Source organism: Agrobacterium sp. GW821-FHT02D03, assembly GCF_059421725.1.
Genome location: NZ_JBWKVN010000001.1, coordinates 1,863,479 through 1,878,813, shown reverse-complemented (window position 1 = coordinate 1,878,813; position 15,335 = coordinate 1,863,479). Strand labels below are relative to the sequence as shown.

14 protein-coding genes and 1 tRNA gene are annotated in these 15,335 nt (G+C 57.8%); 8 read left to right on the top strand and 7 right to left on the bottom strand.

Annotated elements, in window-relative coordinates:
* Positions 1–100: 100 nt before the first annotated feature.
* From AC07U5_RS08805 to AC07U5_RS08795, 3 genes are all read left to right on the top strand, one after another.
* A complete protein-coding gene (locus AC07U5_RS08805; protein ID WP_494722794.1) occupies positions 101–2,119 on the top strand; it encodes a GAF domain-containing protein in 2,019 nt (672 codons plus the stop codon).
* A 3-nt stretch (positions 2,120–2,122) separates the two neighbouring features.
* Positions 2,123–2,500 carry a response regulator gene (locus AC07U5_RS08800; protein ID WP_062425488.1) on the top strand — a complete coding sequence of 126 codons (378 nt, stop codon included), beginning with the start codon at positions 2,123–2,125 and terminating at the stop codon, positions 2,498–2,500.
* 152 nt (positions 2,501–2,652) lie between these two features.
* Positions 2,653–3,492, top strand: coding sequence for a response regulator (locus tag AC07U5_RS08795; protein WP_062425487.1), 840 nt, complete (start codon positions 2,653–2,655; stop codon positions 3,490–3,492).
* Positions 3,493–3,550: 58 nt separating this feature from the next.
* Here AC07U5_RS08795 and AC07U5_RS08790 read toward each other — a convergent pair whose 3' ends face one another.
* Together AC07U5_RS08790 and AC07U5_RS08785 are read right to left on the bottom strand one after the other, a co-directional pair.
* Positions 3,551–5,125 carry a phospholipase D family protein gene (locus AC07U5_RS08790; protein ID WP_494722793.1) on the bottom strand — a complete coding sequence of 525 codons (1,575 nt, stop codon included), beginning with the start codon at positions 5,123–5,125 and terminating at the stop codon, positions 3,551–3,553.
* Between the two features lie 40 nt (positions 5,126–5,165).
* Complete coding sequence (locus tag AC07U5_RS08785; protein WP_062425485.1) at positions 5,166–5,399, bottom strand: hypothetical protein; 234 nt, start codon at positions 5,397–5,399, stop codon at positions 5,166–5,168.
* 184 nt (positions 5,400–5,583) lie between these two features.
* Between AC07U5_RS08785 and AC07U5_RS08780 the strand changes: the two genes are divergently transcribed.
* The 3 genes from AC07U5_RS08780 (at position 5,584) to recJ (ending at position 9,534) form a co-directional block, all read left to right on the top strand.
* Positions 5,584–6,843: a glycerate kinase type-2 family protein gene (locus tag AC07U5_RS08780; RefSeq protein WP_494722792.1), complete on the top strand. Its 1,260-nt coding sequence runs from the start codon at positions 5,584–5,586 to the stop codon at positions 6,841–6,843.
* Positions 6,844–6,882: 39 nt separating this feature from the next.
* A complete protein-coding gene (locus AC07U5_RS08775; RefSeq protein ID WP_494722791.1) occupies positions 6,883–7,323 on the top strand; it encodes a YqaA family protein in 441 nt (146 codons plus the stop codon).
* A gap of 408 nt (positions 7,324–7,731) precedes the next feature.
* On the top strand, positions 7,732–9,534 hold the full coding sequence (gene recJ, locus AC07U5_RS08770; protein WP_494723275.1) for a single-stranded-DNA-specific exonuclease RecJ: 1,803 nt from the start codon (positions 7,732–7,734) through the stop codon (positions 9,532–9,534).
* Positions 9,535–9,669: 135 nt separating this feature from the next.
* Here recJ and AC07U5_RS08765 read toward each other — a convergent pair.
* The 4 genes from AC07U5_RS08765 to AC07U5_RS08750 form a co-directional block, all read right to left on the bottom strand.
* Positions 9,670–9,744: transfer RNA gene (locus AC07U5_RS08765), tRNA-Glu, on the bottom strand.
* Between the two features lie 384 nt (positions 9,745–10,128).
* Complete coding sequence (locus AC07U5_RS08760; RefSeq protein WP_062425480.1) at positions 10,129–10,332, bottom strand: DUF3126 family protein; 204 nt, start codon at positions 10,330–10,332, stop codon at positions 10,129–10,131.
* Between the two features lie 184 nt (positions 10,333–10,516).
* The gene (gene cysE, locus AC07U5_RS08755) at positions 10,517–11,341 is read right to left on the bottom strand and encodes a serine O-acetyltransferase (RefSeq protein WP_062598132.1); all 825 of its coding nucleotides are present in this window, start codon (positions 11,339–11,341) and stop codon (positions 10,517–10,519) included.
* 142 nt (positions 11,342–11,483) lie between these two features.
* The gene (locus tag AC07U5_RS08750; RefSeq protein WP_494722790.1) at positions 11,484–12,263 is read right to left on the bottom strand and encodes an alpha/beta fold hydrolase; all 780 of its coding nucleotides are present in this window, start codon (positions 12,261–12,263) and stop codon (positions 11,484–11,486) included.
* Positions 12,264–12,415: 152 nt separating this feature from the next.
* Here AC07U5_RS08750 and AC07U5_RS08745 point away from each other — a divergent pair, with 152 nt between their 5' ends.
* Both AC07U5_RS08745 and AC07U5_RS08740 read left to right on the top strand, forming a co-directional pair.
* Complete coding sequence (locus tag AC07U5_RS08745) at positions 12,416–12,661, top strand: zinc-finger domain-containing protein (protein ID WP_062425477.1); 246 nt, start codon at positions 12,416–12,418, stop codon at positions 12,659–12,661.
* Positions 12,662–12,684: 23 nt separating this feature from the next.
* Positions 12,685–13,854: an FAD-dependent monooxygenase gene (locus AC07U5_RS08740; protein ID WP_494722789.1), complete on the top strand. Its 1,170-nt coding sequence runs from the start codon at positions 12,685–12,687 to the stop codon at positions 13,852–13,854.
* Here the strand turns inward: AC07U5_RS08740 and AC07U5_RS08735 are convergent.
* On the bottom strand, positions 13,851–15,038 hold the full coding sequence (locus tag AC07U5_RS08735; RefSeq protein WP_494722788.1) for a cystathionine beta-lyase: 1,188 nt from the start codon (positions 15,036–15,038) through the stop codon (positions 13,851–13,853). The genes AC07U5_RS08740 and AC07U5_RS08735 overlap by 4 nt on opposite strands.
* Positions 15,039–15,335: the final 297 nt, after the last annotated feature.

The following is a 15,335-nucleotide window of genomic DNA, read 5'->3' as shown; positions in this document are numbered from 1 at the left end:
ACGCGGGGGAGTGTCCTTTTTCTGTTCTCGATTCCGAATGGACGTCGCGAGTTGATGGACGCCACGCCCTTTAATGAATTGGGGAATGGACTTGGTTCACATGATTCGCGATTCTGAGCCGGAAGTGTCCGTATTCTCGGCGTCGGATATAGAGCGCTTGGAGGCTCTGGAAGAGCTCCAGATCATCGATAGCGGACCAGAGCCGGTTTTCGATGATGTCGTGCAAATCGCGAGCACCGTTTGCAAAGCGCCAGTTGCCCTCATCAGCTTCGTTCAGGAAGAGCGTCAATGGTTCAAGGCGCGTATCGGCTTCCCGCCGACGGAGACGCCGATCGATCAATCGGTCTGCCGCTATTCTTTGAACTCCGAGGATCTGCTGGTCATCCCTGATCTGACGAAAGATCCTCGCACCTCTAGCAATACCTTGGTCACTCAAGCCCCTTTCATCAGATTTTATGCAGGCGCACGGCTCATTCTATCGGATGGCGTCGCAGTAGGCGCGCTCTGCGTTATCGACCACGTGCCGCGCCCGGAGGGACTGACGCAGGAGCAGCGCTCCGTGTTGAAGGCTCTCGCCGGACAGATTTCCGCTCATCTGGAACTTCGCCGAGCAGCGAACCGCCAGCGCGAGCTCCTTGAGCGTCAAAAACAAATCAACGCAATGATGCGCGATAGCGTCCGCACAGCGCTGACAGCGCAGGAAGCCGGGCGCATCGGCACCTTCGAACTCGATATCGAAACGGGAAATATCAAGGTCTCTGCAGAATTTTGCCGGATTTTCGACGTGCCGCCCGTTGGCCGCTATCATGCGCGCGATTTCGAAAAGATGCTCCATCCCGACGATCGCGGGCGCGAATCATCGGAAGAGACGCGCAAGAACGGTACGGCGGTCACCACGGTTGACTATCGCATCGTCACTGCCTCGCGTGGCGTTCGTTGGGTATCCCGACAGGCGACCTTCGAGCGGGATGAAAGTGGTAAGCCGCTCAAGCTGCTGGGCACTGTCCAGGATATCACACAGCAAAGGCGTGCGACCCAACGCATCAGGACTCTCTTGGAGTTGGGCGACAGGCTTCGCGATTTGAATGACGTCGAGGAGATCGCCTTGACTGCCGCAGAACTGATGGCGCACGCGTTGGATGCGACGCGCGCCGGCTTCGGCGTCGTCGATCCCGTTCGCGAGACGGTAATGATGCAGCCGGAATGGCGTGCGCCAGGCGTCTCGTCACTGTCGGGCAAGCACTATTTTCGCGACTACGGCTCTTATATCGATGACTTGAAGGGCGGCATGAGTGTCGTCATTTCAGATGTGACCACCGATGCGAGAACCAGGGACAAAGCCGACGCACTGCTGTCGCTCGGCATTCGTCAACTCGTCAACGTTCCAATCTTCGACCAGGGGAAATTTGCCCTCGTCGTTTTCGTCCACCATTGCGACCTCTTCGAATGGATGGAAGACGATCTGGCCTTTGTCAGGAGTTTTGGTGACCGCATCCAGAGCGCGATCGGCCGCTTGCGGGCGGAAGCGGAGCAGAACATGCTCAACCGAGAAATCGGCCACCGGCTGAAGAACGCCTTCGCCATGGTGCAGGCGCTTGCGAAGCAGACCTTGCGACCCGTTCAGGACCGGGGACCGGTGTTGAACTTCGAGCAGCGGCTCCAGGCGCTGAGTTCCGCCCACGACATTCTGCTCGGCAACAACTGGGCAAATGCCGATGTGCGCACGGCGCTTCTGCGTGTTGTCGATACGCTTGGAATGACAGAGCAGGTGGAGATCCGGGGCAAGGATATTTCGGTCAATCCCAAGGGGGCGCTGTCCCTGTCGCTGCTTTTGCACGAGCTGACGACGAATGCGGTAAAATACGGAAGTCTCTCGTCAGTTCATGGCAGGGTCTTGGTATCCTGGGATGTTCAGGGCGAGAGGGAGGATGCCGTCCTCCGTTTGCTCTGGAGGGAGACAGGCGGGCCGCCGGTCGTCCAGCCGCAATCAAAGGGCTTTGGCTCGCGCCTCATTTCGATGGGGCTATTAGGAACCGGCGGTGTATCGACGCGTTACTTAGATCAAGGACTAGAGGTCGAAATGACAGCGTCTCTGGTTCAACTGCAACAGGTAGCGTAAACGATGGGACAGAAGCAACCATTCGCCAAACATGTCGTACTGGTCGTGGAGGATGATCCACTCCTGCGAATGATGGCAGTCGATATGGTCGAAGATGCGGGTTTTAGTGCAATCGAGGCCGGTGGGGCCGACGAAGCACTGGAAATCCTGCAGGCGCGGACCGACGTTGGCGTGCTCTTTACCGATATCGACATGCCAGGCAGCATGGATGGCGTGCAACTTGCGCATCTCGCCTGCCAAACCGACAGGCCGATCAGCATTCTGTTGACCTCCGGGCACCATCGCCTCGACCAGGAAACCCTGCCACCGCGCAGCGTTTTCTTTCCCAAGCCATACGACCTCAACATCGTGACTGAGGTATTGCGGAAGTTTGCGGCTTGAGGGAGCTGTCCCCGCCGAAACTTTAGAACATGTGCACGCAATGCATCGAAATTCACGGGTTATAAACCAAGATAATCGTCGAAAATTCGCATTAATTTTTCAGAAAATAAAATTTTCTATTGTCTCTCCAAGATTTGGCTCTGGGGGACTACATGAATTTTCTCGGCATTACAGGTATGCAATATTCCGGCGTTCCATTCCACGATACGCGAATATTGCTCGCGGAAGATTCAAACGTCTTTACTCAGATGATCGGAGCGCGTCTGAAGGAGTTGCTTGGGCTGACCGTCGAAGTCTGCCGCAATTTCGAAGAGCTGCAAGAGTGCTATGAACACTCCAGCGAAGAGGTAACGCTCGCCATCTCCAACATCAATCTGCCAGGTGCGGAAAACGGCGAGGCGCTGGAATATCTGGTGGATCTGTCGATCCCCACGATCGTCTTCACCAGCACCTTCCACGAAGATACGCGCGAGAAGCTGATCACCAAGGAAGTTGTCGACTATATCCTCAAGGACAATGTCTTTGCCGTCGACATGCTGACGGAATCTGTCTGCCGCTTCCTGACCAACCATCGTCACCACGTTCTGATCGTCGACGATAGCCCAACTGCGCGTGCACTGCTGTCCAGTCGTTTGAAGCGCTATAACTTTCGCGTCAGCCTCGCCGATAGCGGCGCTAAGGCGCTCGAGATTCTTCGCAACAATCCGGACATCGGTCTCGTCGTCACCGACTACAACATGCCGGACATTGATGGCTTCGAACTGACCCGTCGCATTCGCACCATGCGTGGGTCGCACGAGCTGCGCATCATCGGTGTGTCCTCTTCGACCAATCGTCTGCTCTCTGCTCGCTTCCTGAAGGCCGGCGGCAACGACTTCATGCTGCGCCCCTTCATCGAGGAGGAGTTCTATTGCCGCGTGAACCAGAACCTCGATACCCTGGTGCAGATCAAGACGGCCCGGGGCAACGGCCAGAAAGCCGCAGCGGCCTGAGGCGCGCGCGCATCACAATCATTCTCAGCCGTCCTTGCATCAAGGGCGGCTTTTCATTTTAAAGCTGGGACTCAAGCGGAAGAATGCCCATGATGAGCGCGATCCCGCGCCTCGACAGGCTGGCATAGGGCTCGTTGCCGTAAAGACGGGGCCTGCCTTTGACAAGCCCGGTCCAGATCAGCCGTCTCTTAGGGTTGAGTGCCAACTCGAAGCTCATCTCGCGGCTGGTTTCCTGTTTGAATATGTCGTCCATTGCGCTCGCCAGTTCCGGCGAATTGAACAGCACACCCATTTCGGTATTCAGCGACATAGAGCGCGGGTCGAAATTGAGCGATCCGATGAAGCCGGTCTCTCCATCACGGGTGAAGGCTTTGGTGTGCAGGCTCGCCTGTCCAGAACCTCGAAGAGACAACGAATTATGCTGGTCGGCAAGCGACCTCAGCTCGTGGATTTTGACGCCATTCAACAGGAGAGGGCGGCGGTAGCGTGCGTAGCCGGCATGCACTGCGGCGACATCGGTGGCGGCGAGCGAATTGGTCAACACAGAAACGCAGACTCCGCTGGCCGAGAGGCGTGACAGCGTCTCGACACCTTTCTGCCCAGGAATGAAATAGGGCGAGGTAATCTTGAGCTTATGTTTGGCGCCTTCCAGAACCGGCAGCAGGTTCTCCATCAGATAGTTATGCCCGCTGCGGCGCTTGCCGGCGGCTTTCTCTGGTGGGTCCGCCAGAACCGTTGCCGACGATACGGTGTGAAGTCGGTCGGCCATCAGGAACTGGCCGTCGTGATGAAGGCTTTCGACCTTTTGAAGATAGGGCCGTGCAGCGTCGCTTGTTGCGAGACGATCGAGCTTGCGCCGTAGCCTGGCAAGTCTACTCGGCCTTTTGGCAAGCAGTGACCGCACCGGTATGGCAACGGCACTGTTCCAGTAGTCGTCGAAGATCTCTTCGGCATCGCAGACCGCTTTGCCATGAGCAAGCACGTCGAAGTCCCGAAAATTCGCAGCCTCAGCCGCACCGAAATAGGCGTCGCCAATATTGCGCCCACCGATGATCAGCGCGCGACCATCTGCAATCCAGGCCTTGTTGTGCATTCTTCGGTTGACGCTGCGGAAACGCAGAACAAGCTCGATACCACGCCGGAACATGTTCTCCCGCGCCTTCGTCGGATTGAACAGGCGCAGCTCGATATTGGGATGGCTATCAATTGCGTGAAAAATCCTGTCCGACATGGTGACACCGAGATCATCCAACAGAAGTCGAACGCGAACACCTCGGTCCGCCGCGGCAAGAACCTCCCGCATCATCAGCCGACCGGTGAGATCGGCATTCCACATATAGTACATAAGATCGAGACTGCGGCCGGCAGCGCGAGCGGTTGCGACGCGGACGGCAAAAGCACCCATGTTGGACTGCACCAGCGCCAATGCCGTCAGTCTCGCGTCATCGTCACCCTTGCGAATACCCGCCCAGTGCCGGTCTAGCGGCGTGGCGTCGTCGGATTTGGGGAGCGCCGTGGAGGCAATCTTCGTGATCGCCCGCTCCTGCCGGCGCGACAGAGCGACGAGCGCAGCGATGACGGAGACGACCACGATCAGCGTCGTAATGATGATCCCCGTCACAATGGCTCCCATCCCTCGTTCTTTGGCCGCCGGCCAGTGTCAATCATCAAGCCTATCGCATCGCCTGCGTTTCGATACCCGGATTAGGCTCAGGCATGCCGGGATGCGATGTCACCAGATAGGTGACGGCGACGATTCCGGCAGCGACGATCAGAGTGCCGATCACCGCAATCGTCAGGCCCCATGGCTTGGACTTGCGGCGAGACCAGACGAAGCGGCGGTGAAGCAACCGGTTCTTATTGTGGTGGTGTTGATATTCCGGACCGAGATTTTCCGTGTTTGTCATGGTGGCTCTCCCGCGCCTGTTGAAATTTATGGCTGTCACCCATCGAACGCTTCAACCGCATCGCTGGTTTCATCAAGATACGAATGAAGCTCTCCTGGTGTTTTTGCCGTAAAGTGACCTTGTCGCGGGTCGTCGCACACGACATGCTGGGTGAGAGTGTTTCTATTGCTCTTGGGAGAGAGTCGTGATTGCCGACCCACGCGCATTTCTGGAAGATTTGTTTTTTGCAGCAGTTCGCGCAGCAGACCCCTATGAGGCAATCCGGGCACATCTTCCGCAAAGACCAACAGGCCGGACCGTCGTGATCGGTGCCGGGAAGGCGGCAAGCCAGATGGCAGAAGCCTTCGAACGGCTGTGGCCCCACCCATTCGAAGGCGTCGTGGTCGCGCGTCATGGACCTGTGGCTGCCTGCCAGACCTTCAAGATATTGCAGTCGGCCCATCCCGTCCCGGACGAAGCCGGCCTTACCGCGTCTCAAGCGCTGATCGACTCGGTCCAAGGCCTGACGAAGGATGATCTCGTCATCGCTCTTATTTCCGGTGGTGGGTCGGCGCTGCTGCCTGCACCACCCGAAGGGTTCTCGCTTGCAGACGAAATTGCGCTTAACGAGGCGCTGCTTGCTTCCGGGGCGCCGATCTCCGCCATGAACCTGGTGCGAAAGCATTTCTCCCGCATAAAGGGAGGAAGGTTAGCTGCTCTTGCCCATCCGGCGCGCGTCGTCAGCCTGATCGTTTCGGACGTGCCGGGAGACAATCCGGCCTTCGTCGCCTCCGGTCCGACAGTGCCGGATGAAGGCGACGCCTCCGAAGCGTTGCGAGTGATCCGCGACTACAAAATCACGCTGCCCCAGAAGATCGTCGATTTTATTCACCAAGAGGTGACACCGAAGCCTTCGGACGCAACCTTTGCCGGACACGAGGTGCATGTCATTGCTTCAGCCCGTGTTTCTCTGGAAGCGGCTGCCAAGCTTGCTGTGGAACGGGACGTGGAACCGATCATCCTTTCAGACTGCATCGAAGGGGAGGCGAAGGACATCGGCAGAATGCATGCTGCCTTGGCGCGGGAGTTTGCAAGCCGCGCGTCAGCAGGCAAATCCATGGTGCTTCTCTCCGGCGGCGAAACAACGGTGACGATCGGCGGCGGTACATATGGAAAGGGCGGTCGAAATTCCGAGCTGCTGCTTTCGGCCGCTCTCGACTTGCAGGGTAGCGAGGATATAACGGCGCTCGCAGCGGACACGGACGGAATTGATGGATCGGAAGATAATGCCGGCGCCTTTTGTGACGGACAAACCGTGGCGCGCATCCGTGCCGCTGGGGGCGATGCGCGCTCCTTTCTCTCGGGCCACGATGCGTGGTCGGCTTTTTCCCTGGCTGGCGATCTCTTTACGCCTGGTCCGACGGGCACCAATGTCAACGATTTCCGTGCTTTTCTGCTGCAGTAGGCGGGGCGTTGGTTCTGACGTCACGCCAACGGCCACGCGATGAGCGGTGACATCGGAGCCTATCTCAGCCTTTTCGCGTCTGCTTTTCTTGCGGCAACGCTGATTCCTGCTCAGTCGGAATCGGTCCTGGTCTATTTGATCACGACTGGGCACTATTCCATTCTGTTGCTTGTCGCTGTCGCAAGCCTTGGCAACGTCTTCGGATCCATCCTCAACTGGTATCTGGGACGAGGCATCGAGCACTATCGTGATCGGCGCTGGTTTCCGGTTTCCCGCGACAAGCTCGAAAAGGCGCAAGGCTGGTACGCCCGCTATGGGCGGTGGTCTCTGCTGGCAAGCTGGCTTCCTATCGTGGGTGATCCCTTGACAGTGGTCGCAGGCGTGATGCGTGAACCTCTGCCATCCTTCGTCGCCATCGTGACCCTCGCCAAGGCAGGACGCTATGTGCTTCTGGCTTTGGTCACCCAAGGCCTTCTCTAACCCTCGCGTCACGCTTTAAGATCATTCTCGCCCTTGGGTAGGCTTTGCAAAAGCTTCGGCTCTGGTGATATGATCCTGTTAGAATTCACCTAAGCGAAGGGAGGCGCTGCCGTGAAATCGAAAATGCTCTTCAGAGATGATCATCCGCGGGGTCTGGTATCCCGCCGTAAAATTCCTCGCGTCGGCGCAAATGACAATGTCCCGAGCTTGGAATTCGAGACCACGGGTCAAGAGCGAGACTGGCGTCTCTTCTGTCTTGTCGGTGCAATCATATGTGGGCTTTCTGCCTTCATCTTCCTGCCACTTTGGTAACTGGGGACATAAGCGCCGGTTTTAGCTTGAAAAAGACCGGATCGGTCGTTAGCCCGTTAAGCAGAGCATGAACGGCGGTACGGGCTGACTATGGTAATGATTGAAACGGTCGATGCCGTTCCGAGGGCCTTCCTCGGGGTGGAGCGATCGGCAACGGACCAGCGATGGATGTCGCGGCTTGATCAGGCCGGGCAAAACCGTGCGCTCGCCATGTCGCAGGTCCACGGTATCCCGGAACTGATCGCCCGCGTGCTGGCGGGCCGCAATGTCGGCGTGGATGACGCGCTTGCATTTCTCGATCCAACAATCCGTTCACTGATGCCCGATCCCCACACGCTGACGGATTGCGAGAACGCCGCAAAGCGTATTGCCGACGCGATCGAAAAGCGCGAGAAGATCGCCATCTTCGGCGATTACGATGTGGACGGTGCCGCATCCTCGGCGCTGATGTACCGCTTCCTCCACCATTTCGGTCTCGAGCCTGAAATCTATATTCCAGATCGCATCTTCGAAGGCTACGGTCCGAACCCCGCCGCCATGCAGCAACTCGCCGCCAACGGTGCGACGCTGATCATCACCGTCGATTGCGGCTCGACCAGCCATGAGTCGCTCAGCGTCGCGCGCGATGCGGGAACCGATGTGCTCGTCATCGACCACCACCAGGTCGGAACCGAGCTTCCTCCCGCAGTTGCACTGGTCAATCCAAACCGCGAGGACGATCTGTCGGGGCAGGGGCATCTCTGCGCCGCAGGCGTGGTGTTCCTCGTGCTGGTGGCAACGCTTCGGGTGCTGAAAGAGCGGCACAACCGCCAGGCTTTCCTGCTCGACCTTCTGACCTATCTCGACATCGTGGCGCTGGCGACGGTCTGTGATGTCGTGCCGCTGAAGGGCCTGAACCGCGCTTATGTGGTCAAGGGACTGGTTGCCGCACGCCATATGAACAACGTCGGGCTGGCGGCCCTCTTCAAGAAGGCGGGACTTGGGGGGCCTGTCACGCCCTATCATTTCGGCTTTCTGATCGGCCCCCGCATCAATGCCGGCGGACGTATCGGGGATGCAGCCCTTGGAAGTCGGCTCCTGACACTGGATGACAGCACGCAGGCTGACGTCATTGCGGAGAAGCTGGACGAGTTGAACCGCGAGCGCCAGGCAATGGAGGCGGCCATGCTCGCCGAAGCAGAAGCGGAAGCGCTCTTCGAATATGGTGATGGCTCTGGTGCTGGCGTTATTGTCACCGCCAGGGAGAATTGGCATCCGGGCATCGTCGGACTTCTCGCCTCACGGCTGAAGGATCGCTTTCGCCGTCCTGCCTTCGCTATCGCCTTCGATTCGCAGGGACGAGGCACGGGCTCGGGGCGCTCCATCAATGGCTTCGACATGGGGCGGATGGTGCGCAATGCCGTCGACGCCGGTCTGCTGATCAAGGGCGGCGGCCACGCCATGGCAGCCGGTCTCACCGTGGAGCGCGCCAATCTCGGGCGCTTGCGTACCTTCTTCGAAGAGGCCGCACAAAAGACGGTGTCGCAGCTCGTCGAAAACAGCGTGCTGAAAATCGACGGTGCTATCGGTGCATCCGGTGCCACGCTGGCGCTGATTGACCAGTTGGAGCAGGCGGGCCCCTATGGATCGGGCCATTCCCAGCCGATCTTCGCCGTGCCGGCGCACCGGCTGCGCGACGTGCGCATTGTTGGTACCTCGCACATCAAGATTACGTTGGAAGCTCTGGATGGCTCGCGCCTCGACGGTATTGCCTTCCGTGCTGCTGATGCGCCTCTCGGCCAGATGTTGATGGCAGCCCGCGGCCGCCAGATCCATGTGGCAGGCACCTTGGGGGCCGAGCATTGGCAGGGACAGAAGCGGGTGCAGTTGCGCGTTCTGGACGCAGCCTTTGCGCCGTAGCGCGTGATGACAGGCGATGCATGTTTTGAAGCTTAAACACGCGAAATCGTCTGCGTGACCATCCGACGTAGGCTGCGAACAGGTTAAAGCGCTTGATCAAGCTCTGCGCGTAAGGTCATGAATATATAGGAGAAGTGGCACGCCCTAGGGGAGTCGAACCCCTCTTTTCAGAATGAAAATCTGACGTCCTAACCGATAGACGAAGGGCGCGTGCGCTGTGGTGGGGGCCTTATAGTCAGGCCGCGGATTCTCCGCAAGCGGCAATTTCGATTTTTTTGATTTTAGACGATGTTTTTTGTCGAGAGAGCGGGCGCCCTGTGGACAAGCCGGTCCACACCGACGGCTATGAACGAATTGCGAAGGAAGGGGAAGCGTGAGGTGGCTCGGGATCAGGGGCTTCCCGTTTTGATCGCCGCCTCACGCTTCATCGGGGGGACAGCGAAAAAACGAGCGGTTAACAATTTGGTTCCAGCCTTGTGAGGTGGACGACAAAAAATCGCTTCGCCGGTTATCGTGCCGCCTCTTGCAGCAACAAAAAACCGCCCGAAGACCATTGTCTCGGGCGGCTGATATCGTGCGATTTGTGTGACGCGATCAAAGATCGACGTCGAGGATCGCCATGGAGAAGTTGTAGGAACGATCGCCATCTTCGTCGTCGATATAGACGACGCCGAGGAACTCTTCACCCATGTAGACTTCAGCGGAATCATCCTTACGCGGACGTGCCTTGACGGCCATCTTGTCGTTGAAAGTACGCTTGAAATAGGCGTCGAGCTTTTTGATTTCGTCGGCTTTCACCAGTCTTCTCCTGTGCGGTTCTCACGTCGTCCATCGTCCTTGAAGGCGCATTGTTCGGACATCGTGATTTTCAATCTGCGCCGCTTGTGGCACGGCTTAAAGGCCAAAGTAAAGTCAAAGAGGCAAATCGCCTATGCGGTCCACTACGTGATCCACATAGGCAATTTTATCGCATTGAGGTTGATCAGATATCCGCGCCGATGATCTGATCCATGATGCGGGAAGGCTCGTTGCAGCCGCCTTCGCCAACGATCCGGGCGGGCACGCCGGCAACAGTGGTATTGGGAGGAACGGGCTTCAAGACGACCGAGCCAGCCGCAACGCGAGAGCAGCTTCCAACCTCGATATTGCCAAGAATTTTGGCGCCTGCTCCGATCAGCACGCCGCTGCGAATTTTCGGGTGACGGTCTCCGGTTTCCTTGCCGGTGCCCCCAAGCGTGACGCCCTGGAGAATGGAGACGTTGTCGCCGATGACCGCAGTCGAGCCGACGACAAGCCCGGTGGCATGATCAAGGAACAGGCCTTTGCCAACCTTGGCCTGCGGGTTGATGTCGGTCTGGAAAACGCTTGAGGACCGGCTCTGCAGATAGAGCGCAAAATCCTTCCGTCCTTTCGACCACAGCCAATGGGCCAGACGGTGGGTCTGGATGGCGTGAAAACCCTTGAAGTAAAGAATAGGCTCGATGAAGCGCGTGCAGGCTGGGTCGCGGTCATAGACGGCCTGGATATCGACGCGCAGAATTGCGCCCCATTCCGGCCAGTCGTGAAGCATCTCTGAAAATGTCTGGCGCAACAGAACGGCCTGCATATCCGGATGGTCGAGCAACTCGCAGATGCGATAGATGACGCTTTCTTCCAGCGAATGGTGATTGAGGATTGTGGAATAGAAGAACGCCGAAAGCAGGGGATCCTGCGCGGCGGCTGTGCGCGCTTCGTTCAACAGGCTGCCCCAGATCGGATCGACGACGGTGATCTGATCATTCTGGCGGGTCTCTATGCGTGCGACCATGTCAGCTGTCCTTAAAACCGGTTTGCTTCAGTATACAGAAAAATGCGTTGCACAGAAATGGGTATGCGCGAGCAGCGTTAAAGGTGGTAAAGCATCAGTTTTTCTGACAGCTTTGTGGAACGGCATGTCTTGATCACGCCGATCAGTCGAGTTCGCCGTAGAATTCCAATACCGCCGCCTTGAAGACGCGATCTCCCACTGCCAACATGTGATCGCGGTTGGGAATGTCGATGGCCTTTGCATGCGGCATCAGATCGGCGAGCTCCTGGCCCGACCCTGCAATATCGTCCTTCGTTCCGACAGCAATCAGCGTCGGTGCCTCGATCTTCGCCGCTTCTTCGCGGGTGACCAGAACGCGCGATGTCTCGATACAGGCGGCGAGTGCGACGCGATCGCTTTTCGTCTGCTCGGCAAAAGCGCGGAACATGCGCCCGCGTTCATGGGTGACGACATCAAGCGATGGCGCGCGAAGCGCATCCGCAATCGGATCCCAGTCCCCAACGCCATCCACCATGCCGATGCCAAGGCCGCCAAACACCAGCGACCGGACGCGATCGGGATGTGCCATCGCCACGAAGGCAGCGATACGCGCCCCCATGGAGTAACCCATCACATGCGCTTCGGGGATGCCAAGGTGGTTGAGCAGACCAACCGCGTCTTCAGCCATCACGGCCGGATAGTAGGCATTCGGGTCATGCGGCTTGTCGCTGGCCCCGTGGCCGCGATTATCGAGTGCAATCACACGATAGCTGGCGTCGCCGAGCGTCTTCACCCAGCCGGGATGAACCCAGTTCACTGCCGCACTCGACGCAAATCCGTGAATGAGAAGAACCGGTGCGCCGGACGGGTCGCCCTCGTCGAAATAGGCGAGTTGAAGTCCCTCGCGCTGGAAGGACAAAAATTGCGGCAGGTTGAGATTCATCAAGGACCTCCTTTTTTGCCGACCATATGTCAGGAAATAGTGGTGTTGGGAATATTCAACGCTCTTTTCTATGGAGGTTGGAGTGATTTAACGCTACATACTCGAACAATACGAGCGTTGGCTCAGAGACGAACTTGCATTTGGAGACGAACATGGCCGGCCACACAATTCCTCACTTCCAGAACGACGGCGGACACCGCATGATCGAGATCGGCGTCAAGGAATTTATGTGCACGGGGGCATCCGTTCCTTTCGATCACCCGCATATCTTCATCGATATGGGCGACGAAAACGAGAAGGTCTGCTCCTACTGTTCCACGCTCTATCGCTACGATCCGTCGCTGAAGGCCACGCAGACCAATCCTCCCGGCTGCGTCTTCCACGTGAAGGCAGCGTAACCCCATAAATATCGGGGCTCTCCATGCCCATTAAATCCGTGGCGATTGTCGGTGCCGGTATAGCCGGTCTCACCGCCGCCCTTTCTTTTGCCCGTCATGGCATTGCAAGTGACATCGTCGAGCAGGCGTCCGAACTCGTAGAGGTCGGCGCGGGGCTGCAAATCTCGCCCAATGCCGCCAATATCCTGTCCGCCCTCGATGTCCTGCCACTGATTGAAGAGACATGGCTTGAGCCCGAGACGGTCGATCTGGCGTCCGGCCTTTCCCTCAAAACGCTCGTGTCTCTGCCGATGAAGAGTGTGGCAAGGAGCCGTTGGCACGCACCCTACGGCGTGCTGCATCGGGCGAGCCTGCAGCAAGCACTTCTTGCGGTCGTCAAAAACAATCCTCTGTGCCGATTGCATCTTGGAAAAAGGCTGGAGAGCGCCAGCAACTCCGAGATTGTCAAGACAATCTTCACTGAGCCGGATCTGATCATCGGCGCCGACGGCGTTTGGTCGAGCACACGCTATGCCGTACCGAACAGCCCCGTCGCGACCTTCTCGGGCAACATCGCCTGGCGCTTCACGCTGACTGGCGATGACGCGCCTGAGTTTCTCAATCGTAACGCTGTGACGGCCTTCCTCGGCCCATCCGCGCATGTCGTGGCCTATCCGCTGGCAGAAACAGGCGGCTTCAACGTCGTCGCCATTGCTGTTGGCGCAAATCCCGGAGACACGTGGAAGGCGGAAGCGCAAGGTCAGCAGAAGGCATTTCTCATCGAGCAATTTCGCCACTGGCATCCAGCTTTTTCGAGCGCATTGGAGCGGCCCTCCACACCGACATTCTGGCCGCTCTTCCAGGCTGGCCCCGGCCGCTGGCAAAACGGGCGGGACACGGTTCTCATCGGCGATGCAGCCCATGCGATGATGCCCTTTGCCGCTCAAGGAGCGGCAATGGCAATCGAGGATGCCTTTGAACTGGCCAATTTCGTTGCGCAAGGGAATTCGCTGGGCTCATCGCTTCAGCGCTTTGAGGCGCATCGCATGCCACGCGTCGAGCAGGCGCGCAGACGCGCAAAGCTGAACAGCTTTGCCTATCACGCCCGAGGCCCTCTACGGATCGGGCGCGATGTTCTGCTGTCTTTGCGCCCGCCGAAAAAATTCCTTGCGGACTTCGACTGGCTCTATGGCTACCGCGCAAAAGGGCTTTAGGCTTTCGCCGCCGCGGCAAACCCTGCTTCCAGATCGCGCTTGATATCCGCAACATCCTCAAGCCCGATCTGAAGCCGGATAACCGGTCCTCCGCTCGGGCCAGCCACTACCGTCCGATCGGCGAGATTGACGAGGACGGCCAGAGATTCATAGCCGCCCCATGAAAAACCAAGCCCGAAAATGGACAGGGCATCAAGGAAGGCATGGGCCTTGTCTTTGAACTTTTCCGGATCTGCCTTCAGGACAAACGAGAATACGCCGCTGGATCCCTTGAAATCGCGTTTCCAGATATGGTGTGTCGGGAAGCTGGGCAGGGCGGGGTGCAGGACGCTGGCGACGTCGTCGCGCGTTTCAAGCCATTGAGCGATCTCAAGCGCGCTTTTCTGGTGGTGTTCCAGTCTGATTCCCATTGTGCGCATCCCGCGCAGCACCTGATAGGCATCGTCGGACGTTACGCACATGCCGAGATTGGTATTGGCGTCCCAAAGTTTCTTCCAGTGCTTTTCATTGGCGGATACGAAGCCCATCAGCACGTCGGAATGGCCTGCCGGGTATTTCGTCGCAGCATGGATGGAGACGTCCACGCCATGATCCAGCGGGCGGAAATAGAGCGGCGTCGCCCAGGTATTATCCATGGTAACGACGCAGTCGTAGCGGTGTGCGATGGACGAAATCAGCTTCACGTCCTGCATTTCGAAAGTGTTCGAGCCGGGCGCTTCCAGATGGACGAGCCGCGTATTCGGGCGGATCAACGCCTCGATGCCAGCCCCGATCGCGGGATCATAATATTCGACCTCGACACCATATTGTTTGAGCATCGTATTGCAGAAGCGGCGGGTCGGAAAATACACCGAATCGACGATCAGCGCGTGGTCGCCGGCGGATAGATAAGCGAGAAACGGAACGGTCACGGCAGCAAGGCCGGACGACAGGAGGATCGTTCCAGCCGAGCCTTCCAGCTCGTCGATCATTTTGCATAGCGCGTCTGTCGTCGGCGTGCCATGAGTGCCATAAGTGTATGGCTGGTCACCCGACATCAGCGTTGCGGCATCCGGGAAAAGAACGGTCGAACCACGGGCAATCGGAGGATTGACGAAGCCGAAAAAGTCGAACGGCTCGTTACCGAGATGGGCAAGGCGTGTATTCACTCCCGAGGCGCCGAGGATTTCGTTCTTGTTTTTCATGCTGGAAGTCTCTCATTAATGTGATGCGGGAAGATGCCGAAGAATTACTCTTGCGGTCAAGCCGCTTGTCTGAGCAGGGGGAAAAACCAGTCTATCTGTCAGACAGGATGAACAGATTTTGAGCTCTTTTCGCGCAAAAAATAGTCATATGCTTACTTAAAAGCCGAAAATTTGAAAATTCCGTTTTTTAGACACAATTGCTTAGCGAAAGTCTTGACCATGGCGGCAATTGCGATTGTGATAGGGGCGCACACCGGGAGGTGAAGCGGAGAGGCTGTCGCGAGCGCACGGCATGCG

Excerpts from the sequence above, each read along its gene's own strand:
- AC07U5_RS08805 (WP_494722794.1), top strand. The coding sequence starts at position 101 with ATGATTCGCGATTCTGAGCCGGAAGTGTCCGTATTCTCGGCGTCGGAT.
- AC07U5_RS08800 (WP_062425488.1), top strand. The coding sequence starts at position 2,123 with ATGGGACAGAAGCAACCATTCGCCAAACATGTCGTACTGGTCGTGGAG.
- AC07U5_RS08795 (WP_062425487.1), top strand. The coding sequence starts at position 2,653 with ATGAATTTTCTCGGCATTACAGGTATGCAATATTCCGGCGTTCCATTC.
- AC07U5_RS08790 (WP_494722793.1), bottom strand. The coding sequence starts at position 5,125 with ATGGGAGCCATTGTGACGGGGATCATCATTACGACGCTGATCGTGGTC.
- AC07U5_RS08785 (WP_062425485.1), bottom strand. The coding sequence starts at position 5,399 with ATGACAAACACGGAAAATCTCGGTCCGGAATATCAACACCACCACAAT.
- AC07U5_RS08775 (WP_494722791.1), top strand. The coding sequence starts at position 6,883 with ATGAGCGGTGACATCGGAGCCTATCTCAGCCTTTTCGCGTCTGCTTTT.
- recJ (WP_494723275.1), top strand. The coding sequence starts at position 7,732 with ATGATTGAAACGGTCGATGCCGTTCCGAGGGCCTTCCTCGGGGTGGAG.
- cysE (WP_062598132.1), bottom strand. The coding sequence starts at position 11,341 with ATGGTCGCACGCATAGAGACCCGCCAGAATGATCAGATCACCGTCGTC.
- AC07U5_RS08750 (WP_494722790.1), bottom strand. The coding sequence starts at position 12,263 with ATGAATCTCAACCTGCCGCAATTTTTGTCCTTCCAGCGCGAGGGACTT.
- AC07U5_RS08745 (WP_062425477.1), top strand. The coding sequence starts at position 12,416 with ATGGCCGGCCACACAATTCCTCACTTCCAGAACGACGGCGGACACCGC.
- AC07U5_RS08740 (WP_494722789.1), top strand. The coding sequence starts at position 12,685 with ATGCCCATTAAATCCGTGGCGATTGTCGGTGCCGGTATAGCCGGTCTC.
- AC07U5_RS08735 (WP_494722788.1), bottom strand. The coding sequence starts at position 15,038 with ATGAAAAACAAGAACGAAATCCTCGGCGCCTCGGGAGTGAATACACGC.